The following is a 22651-nucleotide window of genomic DNA, read 5'->3' as shown; positions in this document are numbered from 1 at the left end:
AGGGTGGTTCAGATAATGGTTTAAAGCGTGATCAATCCCATGCAGGTGCCAGGCCTTCAGGGCTGACTAACCTCTCACCACGATCCAACGACGCTATCAGTGCCATATCTTCGGCACTCAAGCGCAATTCCTGCGCTAACATATTACTGGCCAGATTAGCGGCTTTGGTCGATGATGGGATCACACTATAGCCCAGTTGCATCGCCCAGCTTAAAATCACCTGAGCGGGAGTGGCACCATGTTGCTCCGCAATCGTTTTAATCACGGGTTCTTCTAGCGCTTTACCATAAGCCAGCGTCATATAAGAAGTGATCGCTATGCCATTTTCTCTCGCAAATTCAACGACCTTACTGTTCTGCAATAAGGGTGACAGTTCGATTTGGTTAGTAGCAATTACCTCGGCCCCCACCGCCGCAATGGCCTGTTTCATTAAATCGATGGTGAAGTTAGAAATACCAATCTGCCGGGTTAAGCCCAGCTCTTTGGCTTTCACTAATTCAGCCATAAATTCAGCGACGGGTACTTCATCGTTTGGTGAAGGCCAGTGAATCAATGTTAAATCCACATAGTCTGTTCTCAGCTTCTGCAAGCTCTCTTGCAGGCTAGGGATGAGCTTGCCCTGCGCTAAGTTAGCAATCCAAATCTTAGTGGTGATAAATAACTCATCACGCTGGATGCCGCTTTGCGCAATAGCTTGGCCAACAGCTGCTTCATTTTCATATATTTGTGCGGTATCGATAACACGATAGCCCGCGGTTAATGCCTGACTCACTGAATCAATAACAACTTGATCTTGAAGACGAAAAGTTCCCAGGCCGAATGCAGGTACGCTCATAGTAATTCCTCATTTTGAATTTTTATCGTGCTTAGACATGTTTAAAATTGGCTGATTACCGGGGGCCATTTACCCGAGCCACCCGGTAAAAATCTGAACTGATTATGCCCAGAGTTTTATTGCCAAAAAATGCCATATTCAACACAATACTTTTGATAAAAAATCAACAATGAGGAAAGCAATGGCGGTTACGGCCAGCGACGGATCACCAATGAGGTGTTAATGCCGCCAAACGCGAAGTTATTTGTCTGGAAGAATTCGGTATCAATATAACGCCCCTCGCCCATCAGGTAATCCAGGTCACCACAGGCAGGATCAGGGTCGGTCAGATTAATGGTTGGTGCGAAACGCCCGGCCCGCATCATCTCCAGACTCATCCAGGCTTCAAGAGCACCGCAAGCCCCTAAGGTATGACCAAAATAACTTTTCAAAGAGGAAATGGGGGTCCGGTTACCAAAAACAGCCGCCGTAGCCTGGCTTTCTGCAATATCGCCACGCTCAGTCGCGGTACCATGAGCACTGATATAGCCAATATCAGTGGCAGCCAGGCCCGAGCTTAGTAACGCCTTTTCAATGCAGATTTGCATGGTCTCTTTTTGTGGTTGAGTAATATGGCTGGCATCGCAATTAGTATAAAAACCAATGATTTCACCGTAAATAGTGGCACCACGTGCTTTGGCGTGATCCAGTTCTTCCAGAATCAACGTGCCAGCCCCTTCACCAATAACCAAACCATCACGTTGGCGATCAAATGGCCTTGGTGATAATTTTGGTGAATCATTTAGCTGGCTAGTAGCAAACAAGGTATCAAATACCGCCGCCTCGGAAGGACACAGTTCCTCTGCACCACCAGCAACCATCACTTTCTGGTAGCCATGACGGATTGCTTCATAGGCATAACCAATTGCCTGACTACCTGACGTACAAGCACTTGAGGTAGGAATAACCCGCCCGCGCAACCCAAAAAACAGCCCAGTATTCACCGCCGCCGTATGCGGCATCATTTGCACATAGGTCGTGCCGGTAATATTGTTGGTGTGTTTTTCGGTTAACATCGTGGCAAATTCACTCACCGGCTTAGTGCTACCGGTAGAAGAGCCATAGGCAATCCCAGTATCCCCATTGGTAAGTACATCCTCCCCCATCAGACCCGCTTGCTCTAGCGCCAGCTCAGTGGCTCTGGTGGCCAATAAGGATACCCGCCCCATCGAGCGGATGCGTTTACGGGTGTAATGTGCGGGCACCACAAAATCATCAATCGGCGCACCTAAATGGGTATTCAACCCCTGATATTCTTCCCACTGCGGCATATATTGCACCGCATTTTGACCGGCATAAATACGTGCTGAAATATCCGCCCAGTTATTGCCAAAGGCAGTGACCCCACTCATGCCGGTAATCACAACTCTATTGATGGCAACCATCCTGCTGCTCATACCATTCCTCCATTAATTGAAATCACCTGACGCGTGACATAACCGGCGATATCTGACATCAGGTAACTGGCTAAACCAGCCACCTCTTCAGCTTCTCCCATCCGTTTAAGTGGGATCATCCGCATGGCTTCTTGCAGCGCGATAGGCTCCATATTGATCATGCCAGTATCAATCAACCCAGGTGCAATACAATTCACGGTAATCTTGCGTTTAGCCAACTCCAGCGCCAAAGCCTTACAAGCCCCGATAACCCCCGCTTTAGCCGCACTGTAATTCACCTGACCACGATTCCCCACCACACCGGAGACCGAAGAAAGCGCAATAATGCGCCCGCCGTTACGTAAACCGATCATCGGCATTACGCAGGGGTGCAACACATTATAGAAACTGTCCAGATTGGTATGAATGACGCCATCCCAATCTTCTTGCGTCAATGCTGGGAATGCACCATCACGCGTAATACCGGCATTGTTCACCACACCGTAGTAAGCGCCATGAGTGGCGATATCCTGCTCGAGTACCTCTTTACACTGCGGCCTGTCGCTGATATCAAAACAGATCAAGCGCCCTTCACCACCCGCCTCAATAATCTGAGCCAGTGTCGCTTCACCGCCAGTAAGATCTTGGTGATAATGAACAACCACTAAAAAACCATCCGCAGCCAGACGGTGTGCGATGGCCCGCCCGATCCCTTTGCTGGCCCCGGTGACTAAAACAGAACGCTTCATGCGCCTTTCCTCAATGTGAGTTTTTTTATTTCTTCGGCATCTGGCTGATAAGTATTTAGCCGACCACGAGCAACCTGCTTTCCAGCCATGTTGATACTGCACTCGAAACTGCCAATTTTTTCATCTTGCAGGATTAACTGGACACAAACCTGAAGTTCGCTACCCGCAGGAAATGCCGGTAATTCACAGCTGATAGCTCGCCCACCAAGTAGCATCCCTATCGTGGGAGGTATCGCTTGCGCCAAGCCATGCCAGCCACGCCACACGCCGATAGTTTGTGCCATTAATTCGATAGCAAACCAGTTGGGGAGGCAGCCCTGAGCATCGAGGAACGGCGCAAGCACCCCATGCTTACTCAAGGTGACCCTGCATTCAGCCCCGTCCTCCCCTACCCAATGGACGTTATCCAGCATCACCATTGGTGATTGATGTGGGAGGTAATGTTCAGCGGAATACGCCATCAGCCGGCTCCTAATATCACACACGCATTGTTGCCACCAAAAGCGAATGAGTTCGACAAAATAACCGGGGTTTTAAGTACTTCCGGCTTGGTGACCAAATTAATCTCGGCCAAAGTAGTATCCCAAGAAGCATGAGAAAAATCTTGTACTGGTAAGGGTAGAGTCCGGCTTAACATCAGCCAACTGAGTGCCGCCTCTGTGGCCCCAGCGGCCCCCAGCGTATGCCCGGTAAGATGTTTAGTTGAACTACAAGGGGTCTGATGACCAAAAACCCTATTCACGACCTGCGCTTCTATCTGATCATTTAACCGCGTCGCCGTGCCATGTAGATTGATGTAGCCCACATCAGCGGGCTGCAACCCTGCCTGACGTAATGCCATCCTGATAGCCTGTTCCGCCCCATGCCCTTCAGGATGGGGGGCGGACATATGCCAGGCATCGGAGGACTCCCCAACCCCGAGTAACGCTACAGGTGAAGGTTCACGTGATAATAAAATCAACGCCGCTGCCTCACCCACGTTGATCCCTTTGCGCTCCGCGGCAAAAGGGGTACAACGCTCAGCCGAAAGTGACTCCAGGCTATGAAAACCGTTGATGGGCATACGACATAAACTGTCAGCGCCACCGACTATCGCCGCATCGACTATTCCAGACTCAATCAAACGTTTACCGCTGATAATCGCCCGTACACTGGAAGAACAAGCCGTAGACACGGTATAACTCGGGCCATTCAGCCCCAAATAACGCGAGAGGAAGATGCTAGGATCGCCTAACTCCTGCTGTTGATAGTGATACCCTGGCGGAAACTGCCCGGCGACGTCACCAGAACCAGGCTGATATTCTCTAACCGCCCGTTCCCCCTCAAAAATACCTGAGGTGCTGGTTCCCATAATCACAGCAACCCGTGATACGCCATAGCGAAGAATGCATGCGGAAACCTCAGGTTGAATCTGCGACAATGCCGCCAACAACAGGCGATTATTCCGGCTATTGTGCTGTGAAAGTGGCTCGGGCAAGGTAGGCAATTCAGTATTCACCGCACCCAGCCAAATCGGCGAATCACCCAAGAGCCACCCTTGCTGGGGAGCCATGCCTGGGGCTAACCCGGCACGAAGGCTCGCACTCACTTCAGACAATGAGCTACCTAACGCATTAACCATGCCAACAGCAGAGAAATAGACCATCGCTGTTACTCCTCCACATTTTGGATAGTAATACGGTAGTGAAAGACAAATTGCTCAATAGTGATTGGCTTACGGGTGTTACCTGATAGCTGGTAGCGAATCTCTGTCACTATTTGGTTTTTGTCATCATAGAGTCTGCGTGTATCCCCTTCATCCACCAACCGCCAATTTCCGGGTAATAACGGACGCCATGATATGATGGGCCAATAACTCAGCATAATATCGGCAAGAACCTGATTTGCTGGAGGTAATCCAACAATTTTCATGGTTTGCTCTAAATGAATACCTTGCAGGTCATAGGAAACCTTGAACAAGCGGATCCCAAGCGGCGACAGCCCAACCAAGGTTAAGCGCTGCCCATCAGCCTGAAGTAACACTAATAATGACTGCTGCTTCCCCTGCGCTGTTGCAGTCAGTAATTGCTGCTGATTGATAGGTTGTGCCAAAGTCGGTTGCGGCAAAGCGACCCGCACCCCGGGCTTAAGCCAGGCTTTAGGCTGTGTTTGGTCCGGCGAACTGGCACACCCTACAATCAATAAGGCTAAAACGAGTAACACCCCACAGCGTTTATAATTCACTCAGGCTCTCCTTTTGGCTTGGGCAGCGCCAGAGGCGCTAATAAGAAGGCTGTAAACACACCACTACTCAGCACAATGCCAAAGCTACTGATGGCTTGGGTGTGGCTAAATACCAGCATGCCGAAAGTCAGTTGCGTGGTGAACACCGCCATAAAAATAGCAAACATTGAGGTGCTAGGCGTCCCTCGGGGATTGGTAAAGAACAGGGTATAATTGATACCAATCCCCAGAACCAATATTAATGCCAGCAACGAGAAGAGATTTAACGAGTGGCCGGTAAGAGAAAGTACCGCCAGCCCCATCCCCAATGAAAGTAACGTCGGTGCCACACAATAGAGGCCGCGACGCAGACCCAGGCGCCAGCAATAGACTACAGCTATAGCAACCACTGCAATGAGTAACAACCATGATAGATAGGCGCGGTAGAGAGAAAATAGCGCATTGAACTCTGTTTTCCTGTCAACCCAAGTCACTCCTGGCACGGACTCCGCTAACTGTTGCAGTGCCGCCGGATTACTGACACCACTTACCGGCACCAACATCGCTGTGCGCCCATCAGGTAATGAGAGCCAAAGCAATCGCCAGCCCTCACTGACCACCGAGCCAAGCCATTGTTCCGGGGTCACCCATGTATGCTGGTTGCCTTGTGCTGGCAAATCTGGCAGAGAAACGCTAATACCCGCCTGTTGCAATTGGTGGATAATAGTTGGCGCGGTTTGTTCAAGTAATGCCAGATTTTGTTGCTGCCGCAATAATGATGGCAGCGGCAACACACGATAACTTTCAATCCATCCAGCCTTTTTCGCCTGTGATAGCTGTGGAGAGAATTGCTCCAGACGTTGCAATGCCTGTTCAGCATTATCACCATACACAACGAACCATTTTTGATCGCTGTGCTGACCGGTAAGTGCCGCAATGCGCTGTTCCTGTTGCTGGAACTCACGCGGCATCGCCTGCAATTCACTGATATCGTCATTAATTTTTAATGTGGCTAACCCACTGATAGTCAAAATAGCAATCAGGGCCGGCAAGCCTAAACGTAACATTCGGTTGTTTTGCCAACTCTCTAGCCACAGATAAATAAGCTTTAGGCGCGGAACCGGGCGCACCGGCAACCGTTTAGCCAATATCGGATACCAACACATCACCGTGATACAGGCGGCGGTTAGACCTGCGGCGGCAAAAACAGCCAATTGCTGCAACCCAGGGAAAGGCGCAATAAGCAGAATCAGATAGGCAATTACGGTGGTGAGTAGCGCCATTGACAGGGCTGGGAAAAGTTTTGCCAGGCTCTCCAATGGCGACGTTTGACCACCGTGCGCCATGCGGTCTGTCAGATAATAAAGTGTATAATCCGCTGAAATACCAATGATACTGGCACTCAATACCAGCGTCATTACATGGACTTCGCCAAAGACCAGTAACGTGGCAACCGCCCCAGCCAATGCCCCAATAGTTATTGATAAAAGGCATAAGGCGAGTGGCAATAGCGATTTAAACATTATCAATATCAGCAGGAATACACCGGCGACGGAGATCAAACCAATGGTCGAGATATCACTTTCAGCCTGCTGACTCGCGTAATTACTGTAAAAAAGCGTGCCGCGTTCCAAGACTTCAGTACCGGGCCAACGCTGCTGAAGTTGCTGCTTTAATTCAGCCAATGACTCAACGGTGCTACGGGCACTGGCCATATCATAAGATGAAGCGCGTAATTCACCGTGAATCAAATACCATGGGCGGCCCTGGCTATCTTTCGCCACCAGCCAGCCCTTACTGATACTTAATGCCCCACTGTTTTGTTGTTGTGCTAATTGAGAGCCACGGACCAACAGTAAAGGATCATACTGCAACTCTTTACCACTCACGCCAGCAAATGCCGAATACGCCTGCCCCAATATCCACTGAGCCTGTGCCGCTCCACCATGGCTTAATCGCAGACGGGTAGCCTCATCCAACAATACATTACGATGCTGAAAGAAAAAGGCGCCCCACGCCTGTAAACGTTGAGCAGTCATCTCACCACTGACCTGATGCAGCGCAGGCATTTTTTGTAACTGCTGCAACCACCAGTTCACCGGAGCCAATTGGTCTTCTGCTGGGCTAACCAGCCACACTAATTGGCGATCAAGACGCTGATTAAACCCTGCGGTTAATTCGACAGGTACGCCTGCCAACTCCTGCTTGGGCAATAGTGCCAAGACACTGCTGTTAATCTGACTACGAGGGATCAGCCAGAGTAATGTTGCCAGTAACAGCAAACAGATAAGTAACCAGCCGATAGCCAGTTTTCGATGGCAATCAGTGCGCAAAAAGCTGCTGTTCGGCATGGCTCAGTATCTTAGGTTCAGTTAATTGGTTGAAAAACCGGATGTGGGTCCCATCTCCCTGCATATCTTCAATATCGATAGTTTCCAGAAAATATTGACCGTGCAACGTGATGCTTTTAAAGAGCTTATCCAATGGCGTGGTTTTCGGGGTGAGTACTAACACCCAACGATCTTGACCACTATCAGTGAAAGCTAAGGTAAAATTCTGCTCCAAAATCGACGTATCAGCATGAAATAGTGCCGTTAATAAGTGATTAAATTGGAACATTTGCGGATTGCTGTCAGCAGTAATAACCTGCGCAGGCTGGCCGGCCATGGTTTGCACCATGCGCTTATCGTCGAGTAGCAGTGTCAGAACGAAAGGTTGCTGCTGTGACCACCACAGCCCTTTATCCTGTGAAATCAGTAAATTACCACTTGATTTTAAAGGTTTATTCATTCCACTAATACTGCGCTGCTGTTCAAATTCGGCGCGCAACACCGGTTGTTCGCTGAATCGTTGTTGTAACGATGCCAACGTTACCGCATGAGCGCTGATACTGAGACACAGTAAGAGAACGGTGAATATCGATTTCATGAGACGATACCCATTCTTTCCAGCAGTACCGGCGGTGAAACAAAGCTCATTTCTTTCGTGGATGCTTTAACGGCAACCTGAATGGTGTAGCCGGTTGTCATGCGCTTCCCGCTGGTCGCATCATAAATCTGGTAACCGATACGTAAGCGGTTCTCATATTCTTCAATAGAGGCACAAATATGAATACGCTGTTCAAATTCGAGCGGGGCAATGTATTTCACTCGCGTATCAACTATTGGCCACACATAGCCTGACGCCTGCATCGCGCGGTAACCATAATCAATTTGATTCAGTAAAGCCTCACGAGCAATTTCAAAATAACGGAAATAATTGCCATGCCACACCACCCCCATAGGGTCAATATCATGAAACGGGATATTGTGAACTATCCGGGTAGTAAAACGCGGGTCATCGGGTAAATTCATGTCACTGATTTCCTTGGTTTGGCTTTTCATCGTTTAAATGCCAAAAATCATAAAAATTAAACCAATCGAGCGGCGCTAATAAACTGTAGTGCTCCAGGCGGGCGGCGTAACTCTCCACTGCCTGTTGCAATGCCGACTGACGATTTGCTCGCGGTAATATCAATGGATCGGCGAAAGGTTCAAAATAAACATGTAATCGGGCAGCAGATGCGGGATCAATAACACCTGATGGTGCAGCCTCCTTCCCCTGCCTACCGAGTTTTAAACCAAACATCAAAAACACCGGGCAGCGCAATGCCGCAGCTAACGCAAACGGCCCAACCGGGAAAGGTGCTGGGTGGCCTAAGAAGGTGCTCCAAATGACTCTTGGTTGGTTATCTCGTTGATAAGGGCTGACGGAGGTTCTATCACCAACAATCGCGACCCACTCCCCTTCATCCAGCTTCTGGCGCAATAAAATGGCAGTATCAGGTCCAATAGAGGTTACCTGGATAAGGTTAATCAGTGCGTGTGGGTTAATCTCCTGCATGACCTGATTAAAACGGGCAGCATGCTGGGTAAAGACCAATGCATTAACTTTTACACCAACAGATAGCTCAGCCAAAGCGCGACAAGATTCAATATCACCTAAATGCGATGCCAGAATTAGCGCCCCCTGACGGCTGGCGATTTGTGCCTCACAGCGCTCACGCCCAACCAAAACCACATCTTTACCCATCACTAAATCCCCTTGCCAGCTCGCCAGTTTATCGAGCATAGACTCACCAAACCGCATGAAATGGCGGAAGCTGTTTAAGGATGCCGGTAAGGGGTGATTTTGCTGTTTGGCGAAAGCCGTAAGGTGTTGTAAATAATGGTTTGATGCCTGGCGCTGACGATGTCCGGTAAGCCAAAAATAGCCAATAACAGGATATAACAACAGGTTAAAAGTTGTGCGCCCCAGAATTTTATAACTGCGTAACATCAAGCGCATCCCCCACAAACCATTGCGTTCTTTCGTCTGGGACCAATGGTGCTCGGGCTTTTGCATATTACGCTTTAGCAACGCAGGAATACGCGGCAACATGCCAAAAAATAGCCGGGTATGCATCCACGAAATACGTAAGTTGTCATGCAGCGCATCAAAATGTGAAATACCTTCTGCGGGATAGGTGACCTGTGTTGGCAAGAACCGGCTCTCAGTTCCCTGCCAATATAATCTCACCATCACCTCAGTATCAAAATCCATTCGCACACCCAATGGGTGCCGGGCAGCCAAAGCCTGTGTTTCGGCAATCGGATAAACGCGAAAACCACACATACTGTCTTTCAGCGACAAAGATAAGGTTTCGATCCATACCCAGAAGTGGGTGATATAGCGGCCATAAAGCCGCGCCTTCGGTACAGACTCATCGTAAACCGGTCGTCCTGAAATTAGATGATGGGGGTATTTTTCTGCCTCGGCCAGCATTATTGGAATATCAGATAATTGGTGCTGGCCATCAGCATCGACTTGCAAAGCATGGCTGTAACCCTGCTTTTGCGCCACGGTCAATCCATTCAGAACGGCATGACCCTTCCCCCGATTTTCGGGTTGTGTTATTAGCACCACCCACGGGTATTTCGCCGCCAGGCGTGTTAGCTCATTGGCAGTATCAACATCACTGCCATCATCAATTATCAGACACGGCAATTGATACATAGCCAACTGAGATAAAACACCCGCCATAGTCTCACCATGATTGAAACAAGGGATAACCACGCACGGCGCGAAAGTGGTTACTGACATAGAGATATTTTTCCACTACTGGCAGTTATTTCGCCATGGACAAGGTACTTAAACATCAGTTTATGATTTGTTCGTTGCCAATTAAGTACGAGAGTGACTTCATCGTCAGGCATCAGTGGCCGCTGGAATTTTACGACATCGATACTTCTCACGACCGGCAACTGACCCAGTAACTGATTGGCGTAGTGCATAACCCAATTGATTTGTGCGACGCCGGGCAATATTGAACAGGTGGGGAAATGACCACTAAACCACAGTAAATCAGCAGGTAATAAGAGATCAATGCTGGCAAAATGATCACCTGTTATTTGCTGACTGACGACGACGGGCAACATCATAAGAATAGCTCCTGTAAGCGGGCATAATCACGCTTCCCTTGTGGATTCAGCGGGATAACATCAATCACACGTAAACGACGAGGAACAGAGACCGGCTCAAGCCAGTGACGCAAAGTATTGCGTAAGCTTTGAGTAAAAGACCTCAATGATTCTGCTGCAAGTTGCTCTTTACCTGTGTCGGTCAATACCACAACAGCAGCAATGTTCACTCTTTCGTTTTGGCTTAAGACCAATACCGTCGCATCTGCAATTTCAGGAAGTGATATTAAGCGCTGTTCTATCTCTGTGAGTGAAACACGCTTCTCTTCTATTTTAACTATTCGATCTTTACGCCCCAGCAGATAAAAACGCTGCCGGTTATCGGATAGCTCTATAATATCGCTCATTGGTATACCTGTTGATTCAGGTATCAAGGCAGAGTAAACAGTGAAAGTATTGTCGCTGTTGATGTCCAAACTGACACCGGAGAAAAACTGCCATGCTTGTTCAGGTGCTGATTGGTGGCGATAAGCAATAACACCGGTTTCAGTGGCACCATAAATCTCTGTTGGCAATGTACCCAGTGTATTTAAAGTAGATTGCGCATCCTGATAACTGAGCGGCCCGCCCGCGGAAAATATCTGTCGACACAAAATCGGCGACAATTTTGTATCCATGCGCTTTAGAAATGCCGGACTGCTAATAAATATTGGTGAGCAAGATTCAGGTAGTGACTGAAGTTGTTCATGATAACCAATCAACTCAGCCTGAAAGGGAATACCCAGCGAGAGGGGTAAAAAGATACGAAAAGTCAGCCCGTATAAATGTTGATGAGACACCGACGCAACAATTAATGGGTTATTCTTTCTATCAAAGCGCCCTCCCCATTGAACAGCCAGCCAATGGCTTTCGGTATCCAAACTCGCAACAGATTTAACGACTGCTTTTGGAGCCCCCGTAGAACCCGAGGTGAAGAGGATTAATGACGCAGCAGAAGGCCAATCAGGTAATGGATGATAGGCAGTCTCACTAGAGGCATGGCTTGCGACTATAACGCTTGGACAGGCAAGATTCAGTAATTGATCCGTCAGCAGGCCATCAAACTCATGCAATTGCTCTTTGAGAACGGCCTCACGTGCATGGCCGAAAATTACCGGCGTTTTTTGGCAATACAGCGTAGCCAGCAGCGCAACAGTAAACCAATAGCTATTTTCAAAACATAATGCCCAGCACTGATTGGGTAAAAAATTAATTTTATTAAATAGATAGGTAACATCGCACCTGAATTGACTCAAGGTTATGGTCTTTGCGCCACACATGGCGATAACCTGGTCATCATCCCGAGAATGATCCAACCAATTCGCCATGGGTAGATTTACTGCTGTTGAACCCTTTTCCTGATTATCCATTCCAGACCCATCAAAGAACCAATAAGTAAATAGCTCAAGCCACCGTTATATAAAGCCCATATATGCATATTGCCGTATAAACAGGTCGCCAGAGCAATAGTGCCATTTACTGCAAAAAATCCGCACCATACCTGTGTCACCTTTCGGGTATAAGCCACCGCTCGGGAAGATAATTCAGGCTCGGACAGCCTTGCCAATCTTTCAATGATGGGTGGGGGGCGAAATAAAGAATAGGAAAACAGCACCAGTAAAATGATGTTTACCGCGACAGGATAAAACAACAACCACTGCGCCTTGCCTAAACCCCAGCTTGCCAAAGACAGAATAATGCCAGCAAGCGCCAGCGCTTTACCTAACCAAAGTTGTTGCTTAATTTTGCTGCGCACGGCAAAGAGGCGCAATGTAAACATTAATAACAATATTGGCGCTAATACCTGCATTCCCCAGCGCGATAAACCAAACCATACCGCCAGTGGGTAGGCTGTAAGTGCAATAACGGTGAGGATTTTGAGCAAAACAGTCAGGCGACCAATGAATAAATTACGCTGATTAGCTGTCACCTGATTTCACCATTTACGACTTGGTGTTTAATAAATTATCGACGGCATCGACAATATCTTGAACCGTTCGAACGGATTTGAACATTTCCGGCATTATTTTTTTACCCGTCACTTTCTGCAAATGTACAACCAGATCGACAGCATCAATACTGTCTAGCTCTAACTCTTCATAAAGCCGTGATTCTGGTTTGATGTCAGCTTCATCAATTTCAAATAGCTTAACCAGAAGAGCTGTAATTTGCTGATAAATTTCTTGTTTTTCCATTATGACAATATCCTGTTAGTTACGCTGTTGAGAAATAAATTTCGCGAGCGTTTCTACCGAATAAAAGTGCTGACGCATATCTTCACTCTCAGCAGAGAGTACAACGCTATATCGGTTTTTGAGTGCTAATCCCAGTTCTAGCGCATCGATTGAATCTAAACCTAAACCGTCACCAAATAATGCAGCCTGTGAGTCAATATCATCCACCGACATACCTTCCAGATTTAGGGCATCAATAATTAGCTGTTTAATCTCACAACTTAGTAATTCCATTAACTCTTTCTCTTAGATTCAGGCATTAATGCACAGGTTAAATGTTTAGTAAGTCGTCGTGCAGCAAGTGCTAACGATAAATCGCCATCTTGAATAAAGTCATTACTATTGATTTTATTTTGAACAATAATATTAAATTGAGGTTTTACCGGCGGTATATTATACCATTTTAGTTCTTTCGTCAGCATTGGTGGGTTGCAATCAATATATACTACGCGAATATCACACCCACTATGTAGCGCGATATTCGCCGCTCCTCGTTGCAAATTCAGTGCACAACCTGCGGTTGTTCTGGTCCCTTCAGGAAATATAAGGATACTTCCTCCTCGGCCTAAACGCGCTTTACAGTGTGCTAATAATTTATCTGATTCAGCATTAACTAAGTATCCTGCGGATTTAATCACACCGGAAACAAATATATTATTTAACAACGCTTCTTTGACAATACAATCACATCTTGGCATGTGTGCTGCCAACAGCACATAATCCAATAAGCTAGGATGGTTAGCAACAATCAGACACCCCGAGTCCTCACAAAACAGCTCATTATTTTCTATTTGATAATCAAAAACACCCAGAAATTTAGCAATACGCAAGAACAGTTGAAAACTATAACGAATACTTTGCTGAGTGATCTGGTTACGCACTACTTCAGAGCGAACAATTAGGCGCAGAGAGGTAAACCATAGAATAGATAATAACAGCCCACCTAGGCCAAAAAGTGCAAAACAAAAACCGGTTGCAGCCACTCGCCATAACCGATTTAGCAAAGAAGAATGTTGGGGTGCAGTTTGTACTGCAAGAGAACTGTCCATCACTGACTCCAGTGCCAATTATTATGCTGGCCTTGTATAACGAAAGAACCCTTTTTGCTCAACCAATTACGTAAAAAACTAAGACCCTGAGGCAATTCAGAATTATTAACATCAATCTTAGAAATACGTTCACACTGTAAATCATCGCCGGTGGTTAACACTAATGCCAAGGCATAGGGCAACCCTATTGGAGAAGTCTGAGAATGATAAAAATCAGGCATTACTCCATCGAAATCGACCAATAACACACGCTCAGCGCCGCAAGCCAGCATCCCCATAGCTTCGACTATACCTTGTTGAAAACTATCTATGCCTGCGGCAAGAGACGTCACTGGCATGGTATTGCTCGCCATGATAGTTAACCAGCCGGAGGCAGTATTATGCACTGACATAGCAAAATCTGTTGGCGAAATATTCTGCTGCTGATGGAGGGATTGCAATATTTTATAAGTGCGCTCTAATTCCCCATGGCGACTGGTAAATATCGCCATATCAGCCGTGTCTTCCTCTAGTAACGAAAGCCCCGCTTCAACAGCTAGTCGGCTGCCTGTACTCATTCTTCTAGCGGACATCATAGGGATATGCGATGACTTGGGTAAATCCCCTTGCCATGTCGCCGAGAGTGCCTCCTCCTGTGCCCAGGCAAGCCAGTGCTCTTGCGACTCCATACCAGGAGCCAAAGCACGCCAGTTCAATACATTCAATGAATGAGCCACGATATCAGAACTTCCAGACAGCAAAGCGAGATAATTTATTCTATTTTTAGGTAAAAAGCATTTAAAAACTTTATCTATTATCTTTTGGTTTAATTATCGGCCATTCATATCGCATTTTTAAAAAAATTAAAAAGTAAAATATTTTATTTATCGGCATAACTTCAACATTCTTTAGATAAAAACTTAATAAAAATAATTATTATTTTAAAATAAAAAATGACGCAAAATAACAATATAAATTTTACATTTATTTAAAACAAAACAAACATAAGAATATTTGTGTATTAGAATAAGTCAGAGTATTTTATCTCTGCTATTTAGCATTCTTCCGTTACTCCTATCATGGGTTAACATGAAAATCATTAATTAATTGGATCATCATGAAACTATTAAAAGCACTCTTGGTCGGGTTGGTATCTATCACATTTATTGTTGGATGTGCAGGTACGACGCCTATCCAAAACGTTAACCAAACGATAATTGGTAGTCACACGACTTCAGAAGTACAAAAAGCGATTCTGGCTGGTGGGATAAACCGTGGTTGGGTAATGATACCTGGCGCTGAAGGCGTGATTAACGGGAAGTTAATAAATCGCGATCACACTGTTGAAATCCAAATTAATTACAATGCTAATAATTACCAAATCAAATATATTGGCAGTACTAACATGGATGCCAAAAATGGGAAAATACACTCAAAATATAATCGCTGGATCGCTAACTTGAATAAAGATATCCAGATTCAACTAAATCGCCTGTCAATATAAAAACATTATATAACAAATAGTTATCTTAATTTTATGCTCACCATTAAAGCTGAATAATGCTAAATGGTGAGCTATTACCTGAATTACGAGGACGTAAGCTTGCGCTACGGATATGATAAAGACCAAATTAGTGCTTTGGCGGCAATCACTGAAGCTCAGAAAATAGCTTTTGCCCCTATGCTATTTCAAGCTGCGCTTAACCTGAGAGAGTCAGGAATTTTAGCTGCATTAGATAAATCAGGTAAAGGTGGTATTACACTCGATGAGCTTCAGACTCATTGCACACTAAGCCGATATGCAATCAGCATCCTGCTAGACATGGGGCTTAGCGGTAATATCCTCTACCAACAGGAAAACCGATTTTATCTGGGCAAGGTCGGTCACTACTTATTGCATGATCAAATGACCCGCGTAAATATGGACTTCACTCAGGACGTTTGTTATCAGGGTTTATTCAATCTAAAAGAAGCACTAGAGACAGGAAAGCCAGCCGGATTATCCGTATTTGGTGAATGGCCTACTATTTACCCTGCACTAAGCGAGTTGCCGACTGCCGCACGTGAAAGTTGGTTCGCCTTTGATCATTTTTATTCCGATAATGCCTTTCAGCTTGCGCTAAAAGCTATTTTTGATCTTGAACCAAAACATATATATGACATTGGTGCAAATACTGGGAAGTGGGCTTTACAGTGTGCGGCCTATGACCCTGATGTGAAAATAACATTGCTGGATTTGCCACAACAGTTAGTCTTAGCTAACGAGAACGTCAAAAGCAAAGGCTATAGAGACCGTATCAGTACATATCCTGTGGATCTGTTATTAGCTGATCGATTGCCAGCAGAAGCAGACGTTTGGTGGATGAGTCAGTTTCTAGACTGCTTTAGTGAAGAACGAATCGTCCATATTCTTAAGCTTATTCATCATGCAATGAAGCCCGATAGTTACGTATGCATCATGGAGATATTTTGGGATAGGCAACAATTTGAAGCTGGTGCATTCAGTTTGAATGCCTCATCTCTTTATTTTACATGTATGGCTAACGGTAATAGCCGTTTTTATCATTCAGATACTTTTTACCAGTGCTTATCTACCGCTGGATTCTACGTTGAGAAAGATATTGATGGTCTTGGTATTGGGCATACATTATTAATTTGCCGTAAAGAACCCGCATAACATTAAGCCCTCTGTCTGAGGGCTTACCCCATCAAGAATCGATATTTCCTTATTCCTATAGTGTATCCAGGCTGCTCTTAACCATTCTGTTCTGTTAAAAGTGTGGTAAATAACCCATTGAATTAAAATTATAAATAGCACAGAGAGCCAGATGGTGGAGTCGCAAACTGACAATAAGAGAGTTGTGGTTGGGTTTTGTCGCAGAAATATATCCAGCAGATCAACAATATATAAAAATTACAATGCAAAAAACCCTGAATCAGAGATCCAGGGTTTTGCAATAAGTGGCGGAACGGACGGGGCTCGAACCCGCGACCCCCTGCGTGACAGGCAGGTATTCTAACCAACTGAACTACCGCTCCACCGATTCTTTTACGCGTATCTTCCCGATACTTACCCTTGACAGGGCCAGCGCTCCGCGCTGTGAAAAACCGCTCTAAGCGATTTTGTTAGTTACCAGATGTCACTCTGGTAACTCGTGTTTGATGCCTGGCAGTGTCCTACTCTCGCATGGGGAGACCCCACACTACCATCGGCGCTACGGCGTTTCACTTCTGAGTTCGGCATGGGATCAGGTGGGACCACCGCGCTAAGGCCGCCAGGCAAATTCTGTCTAAACTAAACCCGCTATATGTCTCCACACAGCCAGCCAGCCCAATCTCGGAACTTCGCTGAAAATTTCTATCTCTCAAATCTAAAACACCTTTGGTGTTGTAAGGTTAAGCCTCACGGATCATTAGTACTGGTTAGCTCAATGCATCGCTGCACTTACACACCCAGCCTATCAACGTCATAGTCTTTAACGTTCCTTCAGGGGGCTTAAAGCCCCAGGGAAGACTCATCTCGAGGCAAGTTTCCCGCTTAGATGCTTTCAGCGGTTATCTCTTCCGAATTTAGCTACCGGGCAATGCCATTGGCATGACAACCCGAACACCAGTGATTCGTCCACTCCGGTCCTCTCGTACTAGGAGCAGCCCCTCTCAATCTTCCAACGCCCACGGCAGATAGGGACCGAACTGTCTCACGACGTTCTAAACCCAGCTCGCGTACCACTTTAAATGGCGAACAGCCATACCCTTGGGACCTACTTCAGCCCCAGGATGTGATGAGCCGACATCGAGGTGCCAAACACCGCCGTCGATATGAACTCTTGGGCGGTATCAGCCTGTTATCCCCGGAGTACCTTTTATCCGTTGAGCGATGGCCCTTCCATTCAGAACCACCGGATCACTAAGACCTACTTTCGTACCTGCTCGAGCCGTCACTCTCGCAGTCAAGCTAGCTTATGCCTTTGCACTAACCTCACGATGTCCGACCGTGATTAGCTAACCTTCGTGCTCCTCCGTTACTCTTTGGGAGGAGACCGCCCCAGTCAAACTACCCACCAGACACTGTCCTCACCCCGGATCACGGGGCCGAGTTAGAACATCAAACATTAAAGGGTGGTATTTCAAGGTTGGCTCCATGCAGACTGGCGTCCACACTTCGATGCCTCCCACCTATCCTACACATCAAGGCTCAATGTTCAGTGTCAAGCTATAGTAAAGGTTCACGGGGTCTTTCCGTCTTGCCGCGGGTACACTGCATCTTCACAGCGAGTTCAATTTCACTGAGTCTCGGGTGGAGACAGCCTGGCCATCATTACGCCATTCGTGCAGGTCGGAACTTACCCGACAAGGAATTTCGCTACCTTAGGACCGTTATAGTTACGGCCGCCGTTTACTGGGGCTTCGATCAAGAGCTTCGCCTTGCGGCTGACCCCATCAATTAACCTTCCAGCACCGGGCAGGCGTCACACCGTATACGTCCACTTTCGTGTTTGCACAGTGCTGTGTTTTTATTAAACAGTTGCAGCCAGCTGGTATCTGCGACTGGCTTCGGCGCCGGGAGCAAGTCCCATTACCTAATGCCAGCGTGCCTTCTCCCGAAGTTACGGCACCATTTTGCCTAGTTCCTTCACCCGAGTTCTCTCAAGCGCCTGAGTATTCTCTACCTGACCACCTGTGTCGGTTTGGGGTACGATTTAATGTTACCTGATGCTTAGAGGCTTTTCCTGGAAGCTTGGCATCAACTACTTCACCACCGTAGTGGCTCGTCATCACACCTCAGCGTTGATAAGCAACCGGATTTACCAAGTCACTCCGCCTACATGCTTAAACCGGGACAACCGTCGCCCGGCTAGCCTAGCCTTCTCCGTCCCCCCTTCGCAGTAACACCAAGTACAGGAATATTAACCTGTTTCCCATCGACTACGCTTTTCAGCCTCGCCTTAGGGGTCGACTCACCCTGCCCCGATTAACGTTGGACAGGAACCCTTGGTCTTCCGGCGTGCGGGTTTTTCACCCGCATTATCGTTACTTATGTCAGCATTCGCACTTCTGATACCTCCAGCAACCCTCACAAGTCACCTTCAACGGCTTACAGAACGCTCCCCTACCCAACAACACCTAAGTGTCGCTGCCGCAGCTTCGGTGCATGGTTTAGCCCCGTTACATCTTCCGCGCAGGCCGACTCGACCAGTGAGCTATTACGCTTTCTTTAAATGATGGCTGCTTCTAAGCCAACATCCTGGCTGTCTATGCCTTCCCACATCGTTTCCCACTTAACCATGACTTTGGGACCTTAGCTGGCGGTCTGGGTTGTTTCCCTCTTCACGACGGACGTTAGCACCCGCCGTGTGTCTCCCGTGATAACATTCTTCGGTATTCGGAGTTTGCATCGGTTTGGTAAGTCGGGATGACCCCCTAGCCGAAACAGTGCTCTACCCCCGAAGATGAGTTCACGAGGCGCTACCTAAATAGCTTTCGGGGAGAACCAGCTATCTCCCGGTTTGATTGGCCTTTCACCCCCAGCCACAAGTCATCCGCTAATTTTTCAACATTAGTCGGTTCGGTCCTCCAGTTAGTGTTACCCAACCTTCAACCTGCCCATGGCTAGATCACCGGGTTTCGGGTCTATACCTTGCAACTAGACGCCCAGTTAAGACTCGGTTTCCCTACGGCTCCCCTATTCGGTTAACCTTGCTACAAAATATAAGTCGCTGACCCATTATACAAAAGGTACGCAGTCACCCAACAAAGTAGGCTCCCACTGCTTGTACGTACACGGTTTCAGGTTCTATTTCACTCCCCTCGCCGGGGTTCTTTTCGCCTTTCCCTCACGGTACTGGTTCACTATCGGTCAGTCAGGAGTATTTAGCCTTGGAGGATGGTCCCCCCATATTCAGACAGGATGTCACGTGTCCCGCCCTACTCATCGAGTTCACAGCAAGTGTGTTTTGGTGTACGGGACTATCACCCTGTACCGTGCGACTTTCCAGACGCTTCCACTAACACACAAACTGATTCAGACTCTGGGCTCTTCCCCGTTCGCTCGCCGCTACTGGGGGAATCTCGGTTGATTTCTTTTCCTCGGGGTACTTAGATGTTTCAGTTCCCCCGGTTCGCCTTGCATGGCTATGTATTCACCATGCAATAGTGCAACGAATTGCACTGGGTTTCCCCATTCGGGTATCGTCGGTTGTAACGCTTCATATCAGCTTACCGACGCTTTTCGCAGATTAGCACGCCCTTCATCGCCTCTGACTGCCTAGGCATCCACCGTGTACGCTTAGTCGCTTAACCTCACAACCCAAAGGTGTTTCTTATGTTCAAGTCGGTTGCGCGTCGTGAATACAGCGTTGTGCGGTACTCGGAATGCTCATGAACATGAAGTTCACTCCGCTTCCTCTGTGCCGTACGCCTTGCCTTCACTTAGCTCACGCGACTCTCTTCATTAGAATGCACATTGGCATTGCGATTATTTGAGAGACTCTAATACAGGTTAATCCTTACCTCAGTCATTCTACGGAGAGATAAGTTTCAGCTGTATTGTTTCAATTTTCAGCTTGTTCCAGATTGTTAAAGAGCAATATCTTAAACACGACTCGTTAAAGTCATCTTTAAGATATTCAGTTGATAATGTCTTTCACACATTATCGGAGTGGCGTCCCCAAGGGGATTCGAACCCCTGTTACAGCCGTGAAAGGGCAGTGTCCTAGGCCTCTAGACGATGGGGACACGAAGTTCCGATTAAACCGAGATCTAACCGTTTCGCATCAGCATGAGTCGAAACTCACAACATCAACAGGTGCTCTTGCTCATTTACATTCATCAGACAATCTGTGTGGACACTGCGCAATGCGTATCGTTAGGTAAGGAGGTGATCCAACCGCAGGTTCCCCTACGGTTACCTTGTTACGACTTCACCCCAGTCATGAATCACAAAGTGGTAAGCGCCCTCCCGAAGGTTAAGCTACCTACTTCTTTTGCAACCCACTCCCATGGTGTGACGGGCGGTGTGTACAAGGCCCGGGAACGTATTCACCGTAGCATTCTGATCTACGATTACTAGCGATTCCGACTTCATGGAGTCGAGTTGCAGACTCCAATCCGGACTACGACAGACTTTATGTGGTCCGCTTGCTCTCGCGAGTTCGCTTCACTTTGTATCTGCCATTGTAGCACGTGTGTAGCCCTACTCGTAAGGGCCATGATGACTTGACGTCATCCCCACCTTCCTCCGGTTTATCACCGGCAGTCTCCCTTGAGTTCCCACCATTACGTGCTGGCAACAAAGGATAAGGGTTGCGCTCGTTGCGGGACTTAACCCAACATTTCACAACACGAGCTGACGACAGCCATGCAGCACCTGTCTCACAGTTCCCGAAGGCACCGAAGCATCTCTGCTAAGTTCTGTGGATGTCAAGAGTAGGTAAGGTTCTTCGCGTTGCATCGAATTAAACCACATGCTCCACCGCTTGTGCGGGCCCCCGTCAATTCATTTGAGTTTTAACCTTGCGGCCGTACTCCCCAGGCGGTCGACTTAACGCGTTAGCTCCGGAAGCCACGCCTCAAGGGCACAACCTCCAAGTCGACATCGTTTACAGCGTGGACTACCAGGGTATCTAATCCTGTTTGCTCCCCACGCTTTCGCACCTGAGCGTCAGTCTTTGTCCAGGGGGCCGCCTTCGCCACCGGTATTCCTCCAGATCTCTACGCATTTCACCGCTACACCTGGAATTCTACCCCCCTCTACAAGACTCTAGCTTGCCAGTTTCAAATGCAGTTCCCACGTTAAGCGCGGGGATTTCACATCTGACTTAACAAACCGCCTGCGTGCGCTTTACGCCCAGTAATTCCGATTAACGCTTGCACCCTCCGTATTACCGCGGCTGCTGGCACGGAGTTAGCCGGTGCTTCTTCTGCGAGTAACGTCAATCAACCGTGCTATTAACACGATTGCCTTCCTCCTCGCTGAAAGTGCTTTACAACCCGAAGGCCTTCTTCACACACGCGGCATGGCTGCATCAGGCTTGCGCCCATTGTGCAATATTCCCCACTGCTGCCTCCCGTAGGAGTCTGGACCGTGTCTCAGTTCCAGTGTGGCTGGTCATCCTCTCAGACCAGCTAGGGATCGTCGCCTAGGTGAGCCATTACCCCACCTACTAGCTAATCCCATCTGGGCACATCCGATGGCGTGAGGCCCTAAGGTCCCCCACTTTGCTCTTGCGAGGTCATGCGGTATTAGCTACCGTTTCCAGTAGTTATCCCCCTCCATCAGGCAGTTTCCCAGACATTACTCACCCGTCCGCCGCTCGCCGGCAAAGTAGTAAACTACTTCCCGCTGCCGCTCGACTTGCATGTGTTAGGCCTGCCGCCAGCGTTCAATCTGAGCCATGATCAAACTCTTCAATTTAAGATTTGTTTGATTTGCTGCTAATAAAAGCAGCGATGCTCAAAGATTACTTTCTGCAAATAAGCATTCGAACCGAAGTTCAAATGTGTACTGCTTTGGTCACTCTTCAAGACTTTGATATTTCTTCTGCCTGCCGAAACAGGCTTCGATATCGTCTTGCGAGTGCCCACACAGATTGTCTGATAAATTGTTAAAGAGCGTTCGTTACCCGTTTGCCTTTCGGCGAATCTTACGGTAACGCGGGAGGCAGATAATACGCTTTCCCACTACAGAGTCAACCACTTAATCAGTTAATTTT

The 22651-nt window shown here is 47.5% G+C and carries 19 protein-coding genes, 2 tRNA genes and 3 rRNA genes; 2 read left to right on the top strand and 22 right to left on the bottom strand.

The features are described from left to right. Positions 1 to 31: 31 nt before the first annotated feature. The 17 genes from dkgB to V1953_RS04480 all read right to left on the bottom strand — a co-directional run bounded on the left by dkgB (position 32) and on the right by V1953_RS04480 (position 14677). Positions 32 to 835, bottom strand: a complete 804-nt coding sequence (gene dkgB / locus V1953_RS04560; RefSeq protein WP_083162994.1) for a 2,5-didehydrogluconate reductase DkgB — start codon at positions 833 to 835, stop codon at positions 32 to 34. Positions 836 to 1023: 188 nt separating this feature from the next. Beyond that, positions 1024 to 2259, bottom strand: coding sequence for a beta-ketoacyl-ACP synthase (locus tag V1953_RS04555; RefSeq protein WP_193784870.1), 1236 nt, complete (start codon positions 2257 to 2259; stop codon positions 1024 to 1026). An 8-nt stretch (positions 2260 to 2267) separates the two neighbouring features. Then, a complete protein-coding gene (locus V1953_RS04550; protein WP_083162990.1) occupies positions 2268 to 2999 on the bottom strand; it encodes a 3-ketoacyl-ACP reductase FabG2 in 732 nt (243 codons plus the stop codon). Beyond that, on the bottom strand, positions 2996 to 3460 hold the full coding sequence (locus tag V1953_RS04545; protein WP_083162988.1) for an ApeP family dehydratase: 465 nt from the start codon (positions 3458 to 3460) through the stop codon (positions 2996 to 2998). The genes V1953_RS04550 and V1953_RS04545 overlap by 4 nt, the downstream gene beginning before the upstream one ends. After that, entirely contained in the window at positions 3460 to 4644 is a 1185-nt protein-coding gene (locus V1953_RS04540; RefSeq protein WP_083162986.1) for a beta-ketoacyl-[acyl-carrier-protein] synthase family protein, read from the bottom strand. The genes V1953_RS04545 and V1953_RS04540 overlap by 1 nt, the downstream gene beginning before the upstream one ends. Positions 4645 to 4649: 5 nt before the next feature. Next, positions 4650 to 5222, bottom strand: a complete 573-nt coding sequence (locus tag V1953_RS04535; protein ID WP_083162985.1) for a DUF3261 domain-containing protein — start codon at positions 5220 to 5222, stop codon at positions 4650 to 4652. Further along, a complete protein-coding gene (locus V1953_RS04530) occupies positions 5219 to 7552 on the bottom strand; it encodes an MMPL family transporter (RefSeq protein WP_442848515.1) in 2334 nt (777 codons plus the stop codon). The genes V1953_RS04535 and V1953_RS04530 overlap by 4 nt, the downstream gene beginning before the upstream one ends. Further along, complete coding sequence (locus V1953_RS04525; protein ID WP_083162984.1) at positions 7524 to 8129, bottom strand: LolA family protein; 606 nt, start codon at positions 8127 to 8129, stop codon at positions 7524 to 7526. The genes V1953_RS04530 and V1953_RS04525 overlap by 29 nt, the downstream gene beginning before the upstream one ends. Then, positions 8126 to 8554, bottom strand: a complete 429-nt coding sequence (locus tag V1953_RS04520; protein ID WP_372559744.1) for an acyl-CoA thioesterase — start codon at positions 8552 to 8554, stop codon at positions 8126 to 8128. Before V1953_RS04520 ends, V1953_RS04525 begins: the two co-directional genes overlap by 4 nt. A gap of 1 nt (position 8555) precedes the next feature. After that, complete coding sequence (locus V1953_RS04515; RefSeq protein WP_442850698.1) at positions 8556 to 10322, bottom strand: glycosyltransferase family 2 protein; 1767 nt, start codon at positions 10320 to 10322, stop codon at positions 8556 to 8558. Then, positions 10313 to 10660, bottom strand: coding sequence for an ApeI family dehydratase (locus tag V1953_RS04510; RefSeq protein WP_372569527.1), 348 nt, complete (start codon positions 10658 to 10660; stop codon positions 10313 to 10315). Before V1953_RS04510 ends, V1953_RS04515 begins: the two co-directional genes overlap by 10 nt. Then, positions 10657 to 12006 carry an AMP-binding protein gene (locus tag V1953_RS04505; protein WP_442851299.1) on the bottom strand — a complete coding sequence of 450 codons (1350 nt, stop codon included), beginning with the start codon at positions 12004 to 12006 and terminating at the stop codon, positions 10657 to 10659. The genes V1953_RS04510 and V1953_RS04505 overlap by 4 nt, the downstream gene beginning before the upstream one ends. 8 nt (positions 12007 to 12014) lie before the next feature. Continuing rightward, positions 12015 to 12608 carry a hypothetical protein gene (locus tag V1953_RS04500; protein WP_083162979.1) on the bottom strand — a complete coding sequence of 198 codons (594 nt, stop codon included), beginning with the start codon at positions 12606 to 12608 and terminating at the stop codon, positions 12015 to 12017. 13 nt (positions 12609 to 12621) lie between these two features. After that, on the bottom strand, positions 12622 to 12873 hold the full coding sequence (locus V1953_RS04495; RefSeq protein ID WP_083162978.1) for an acyl carrier protein: 252 nt from the start codon (positions 12871 to 12873) through the stop codon (positions 12622 to 12624). 15 nt (positions 12874 to 12888) lie between these two features. After that, positions 12889 to 13146 (bottom strand): phosphopantetheine-binding protein, encoded by a 258-nt coding sequence (locus V1953_RS04490; RefSeq protein WP_083162977.1) that lies wholly within the window; start codon positions 13144 to 13146, stop codon positions 12889 to 12891. Then, a complete protein-coding gene (locus V1953_RS04485) occupies positions 13146 to 13961 on the bottom strand; it encodes a lysophospholipid acyltransferase family protein (RefSeq protein WP_442850697.1) in 816 nt (271 codons plus the stop codon). Before V1953_RS04485 ends, V1953_RS04490 begins: the two co-directional genes overlap by 1 nt. Next, positions 13961 to 14677 (bottom strand): beta-ketoacyl synthase chain length factor, encoded by a 717-nt coding sequence (locus tag V1953_RS04480; RefSeq protein WP_083162976.1) that lies wholly within the window; start codon positions 14675 to 14677, stop codon positions 13961 to 13963. The genes V1953_RS04485 and V1953_RS04480 overlap by 1 nt, the downstream gene beginning before the upstream one ends. Positions 14678 to 15057: 380 nt before the next feature. Between V1953_RS04480 and V1953_RS04475 the strand changes: the two genes are divergently transcribed. Both V1953_RS04475 and V1953_RS04470 read left to right on the top strand, forming a co-directional pair. Beyond that, positions 15058 to 15444: a hypothetical protein gene (locus V1953_RS04475; protein ID WP_083162974.1), complete on the top strand. Its 387-nt coding sequence runs from the start codon at positions 15058 to 15060 to the stop codon at positions 15442 to 15444. 63 nt (positions 15445 to 15507) lie between these two features. Beyond that, positions 15508 to 16617 (top strand): methyltransferase, encoded by a 1110-nt coding sequence (locus V1953_RS04470; RefSeq protein ID WP_442850696.1) that lies wholly within the window; start codon positions 15508 to 15510, stop codon positions 16615 to 16617. A 285-nt stretch (positions 16618 to 16902) separates the two neighbouring features. On the opposite strand, the gene V1953_RS04465 is transcribed toward V1953_RS04470, so the two are convergent. From V1953_RS04465 to V1953_RS04445, 5 genes are all read right to left on the bottom strand, one after another. Further along, a tRNA-Asp gene (locus V1953_RS04465) sits at positions 16903 to 16979 on the bottom strand. 125 nt (positions 16980 to 17104) lie between these two features. After that, positions 17105 to 17220, bottom strand: a 5S ribosomal RNA gene (gene rrf / locus V1953_RS04460). Positions 17221 to 17332: 112 nt separating this feature from the next. Further along, a 23S ribosomal RNA gene (locus V1953_RS04455) occupies positions 17333 to 20240 on the bottom strand. A gap of 359 nt (positions 20241 to 20599) precedes the next feature. After that, positions 20600 to 20675 (bottom strand) — tRNA-Glu (locus V1953_RS04450). Positions 20676 to 20810: 135 nt separating this feature from the next. After that, positions 20811 to 22353: ribosomal RNA gene (locus V1953_RS04445) — 16S ribosomal RNA — on the bottom strand. Together the 16S, 23S and 5S rRNA genes with 2 tRNA genes alongside form the textbook arrangement of a ribosomal RNA operon. Positions 22354 to 22651: the final 298 nt, after the last annotated feature.

It is taken from the genome of Yersinia sp. 2541 StPb PI (assembly GCF_052217145.1).
Taxonomy (GTDB): Bacteria; Pseudomonadota; Gammaproteobacteria; order Enterobacterales; family Enterobacteriaceae; genus Yersinia; species Yersinia enterocolitica_E.
Note: the sequence above shows the minus strand (reverse complement) of the source record. Positions and strands in the feature narration are given on the sequence as shown.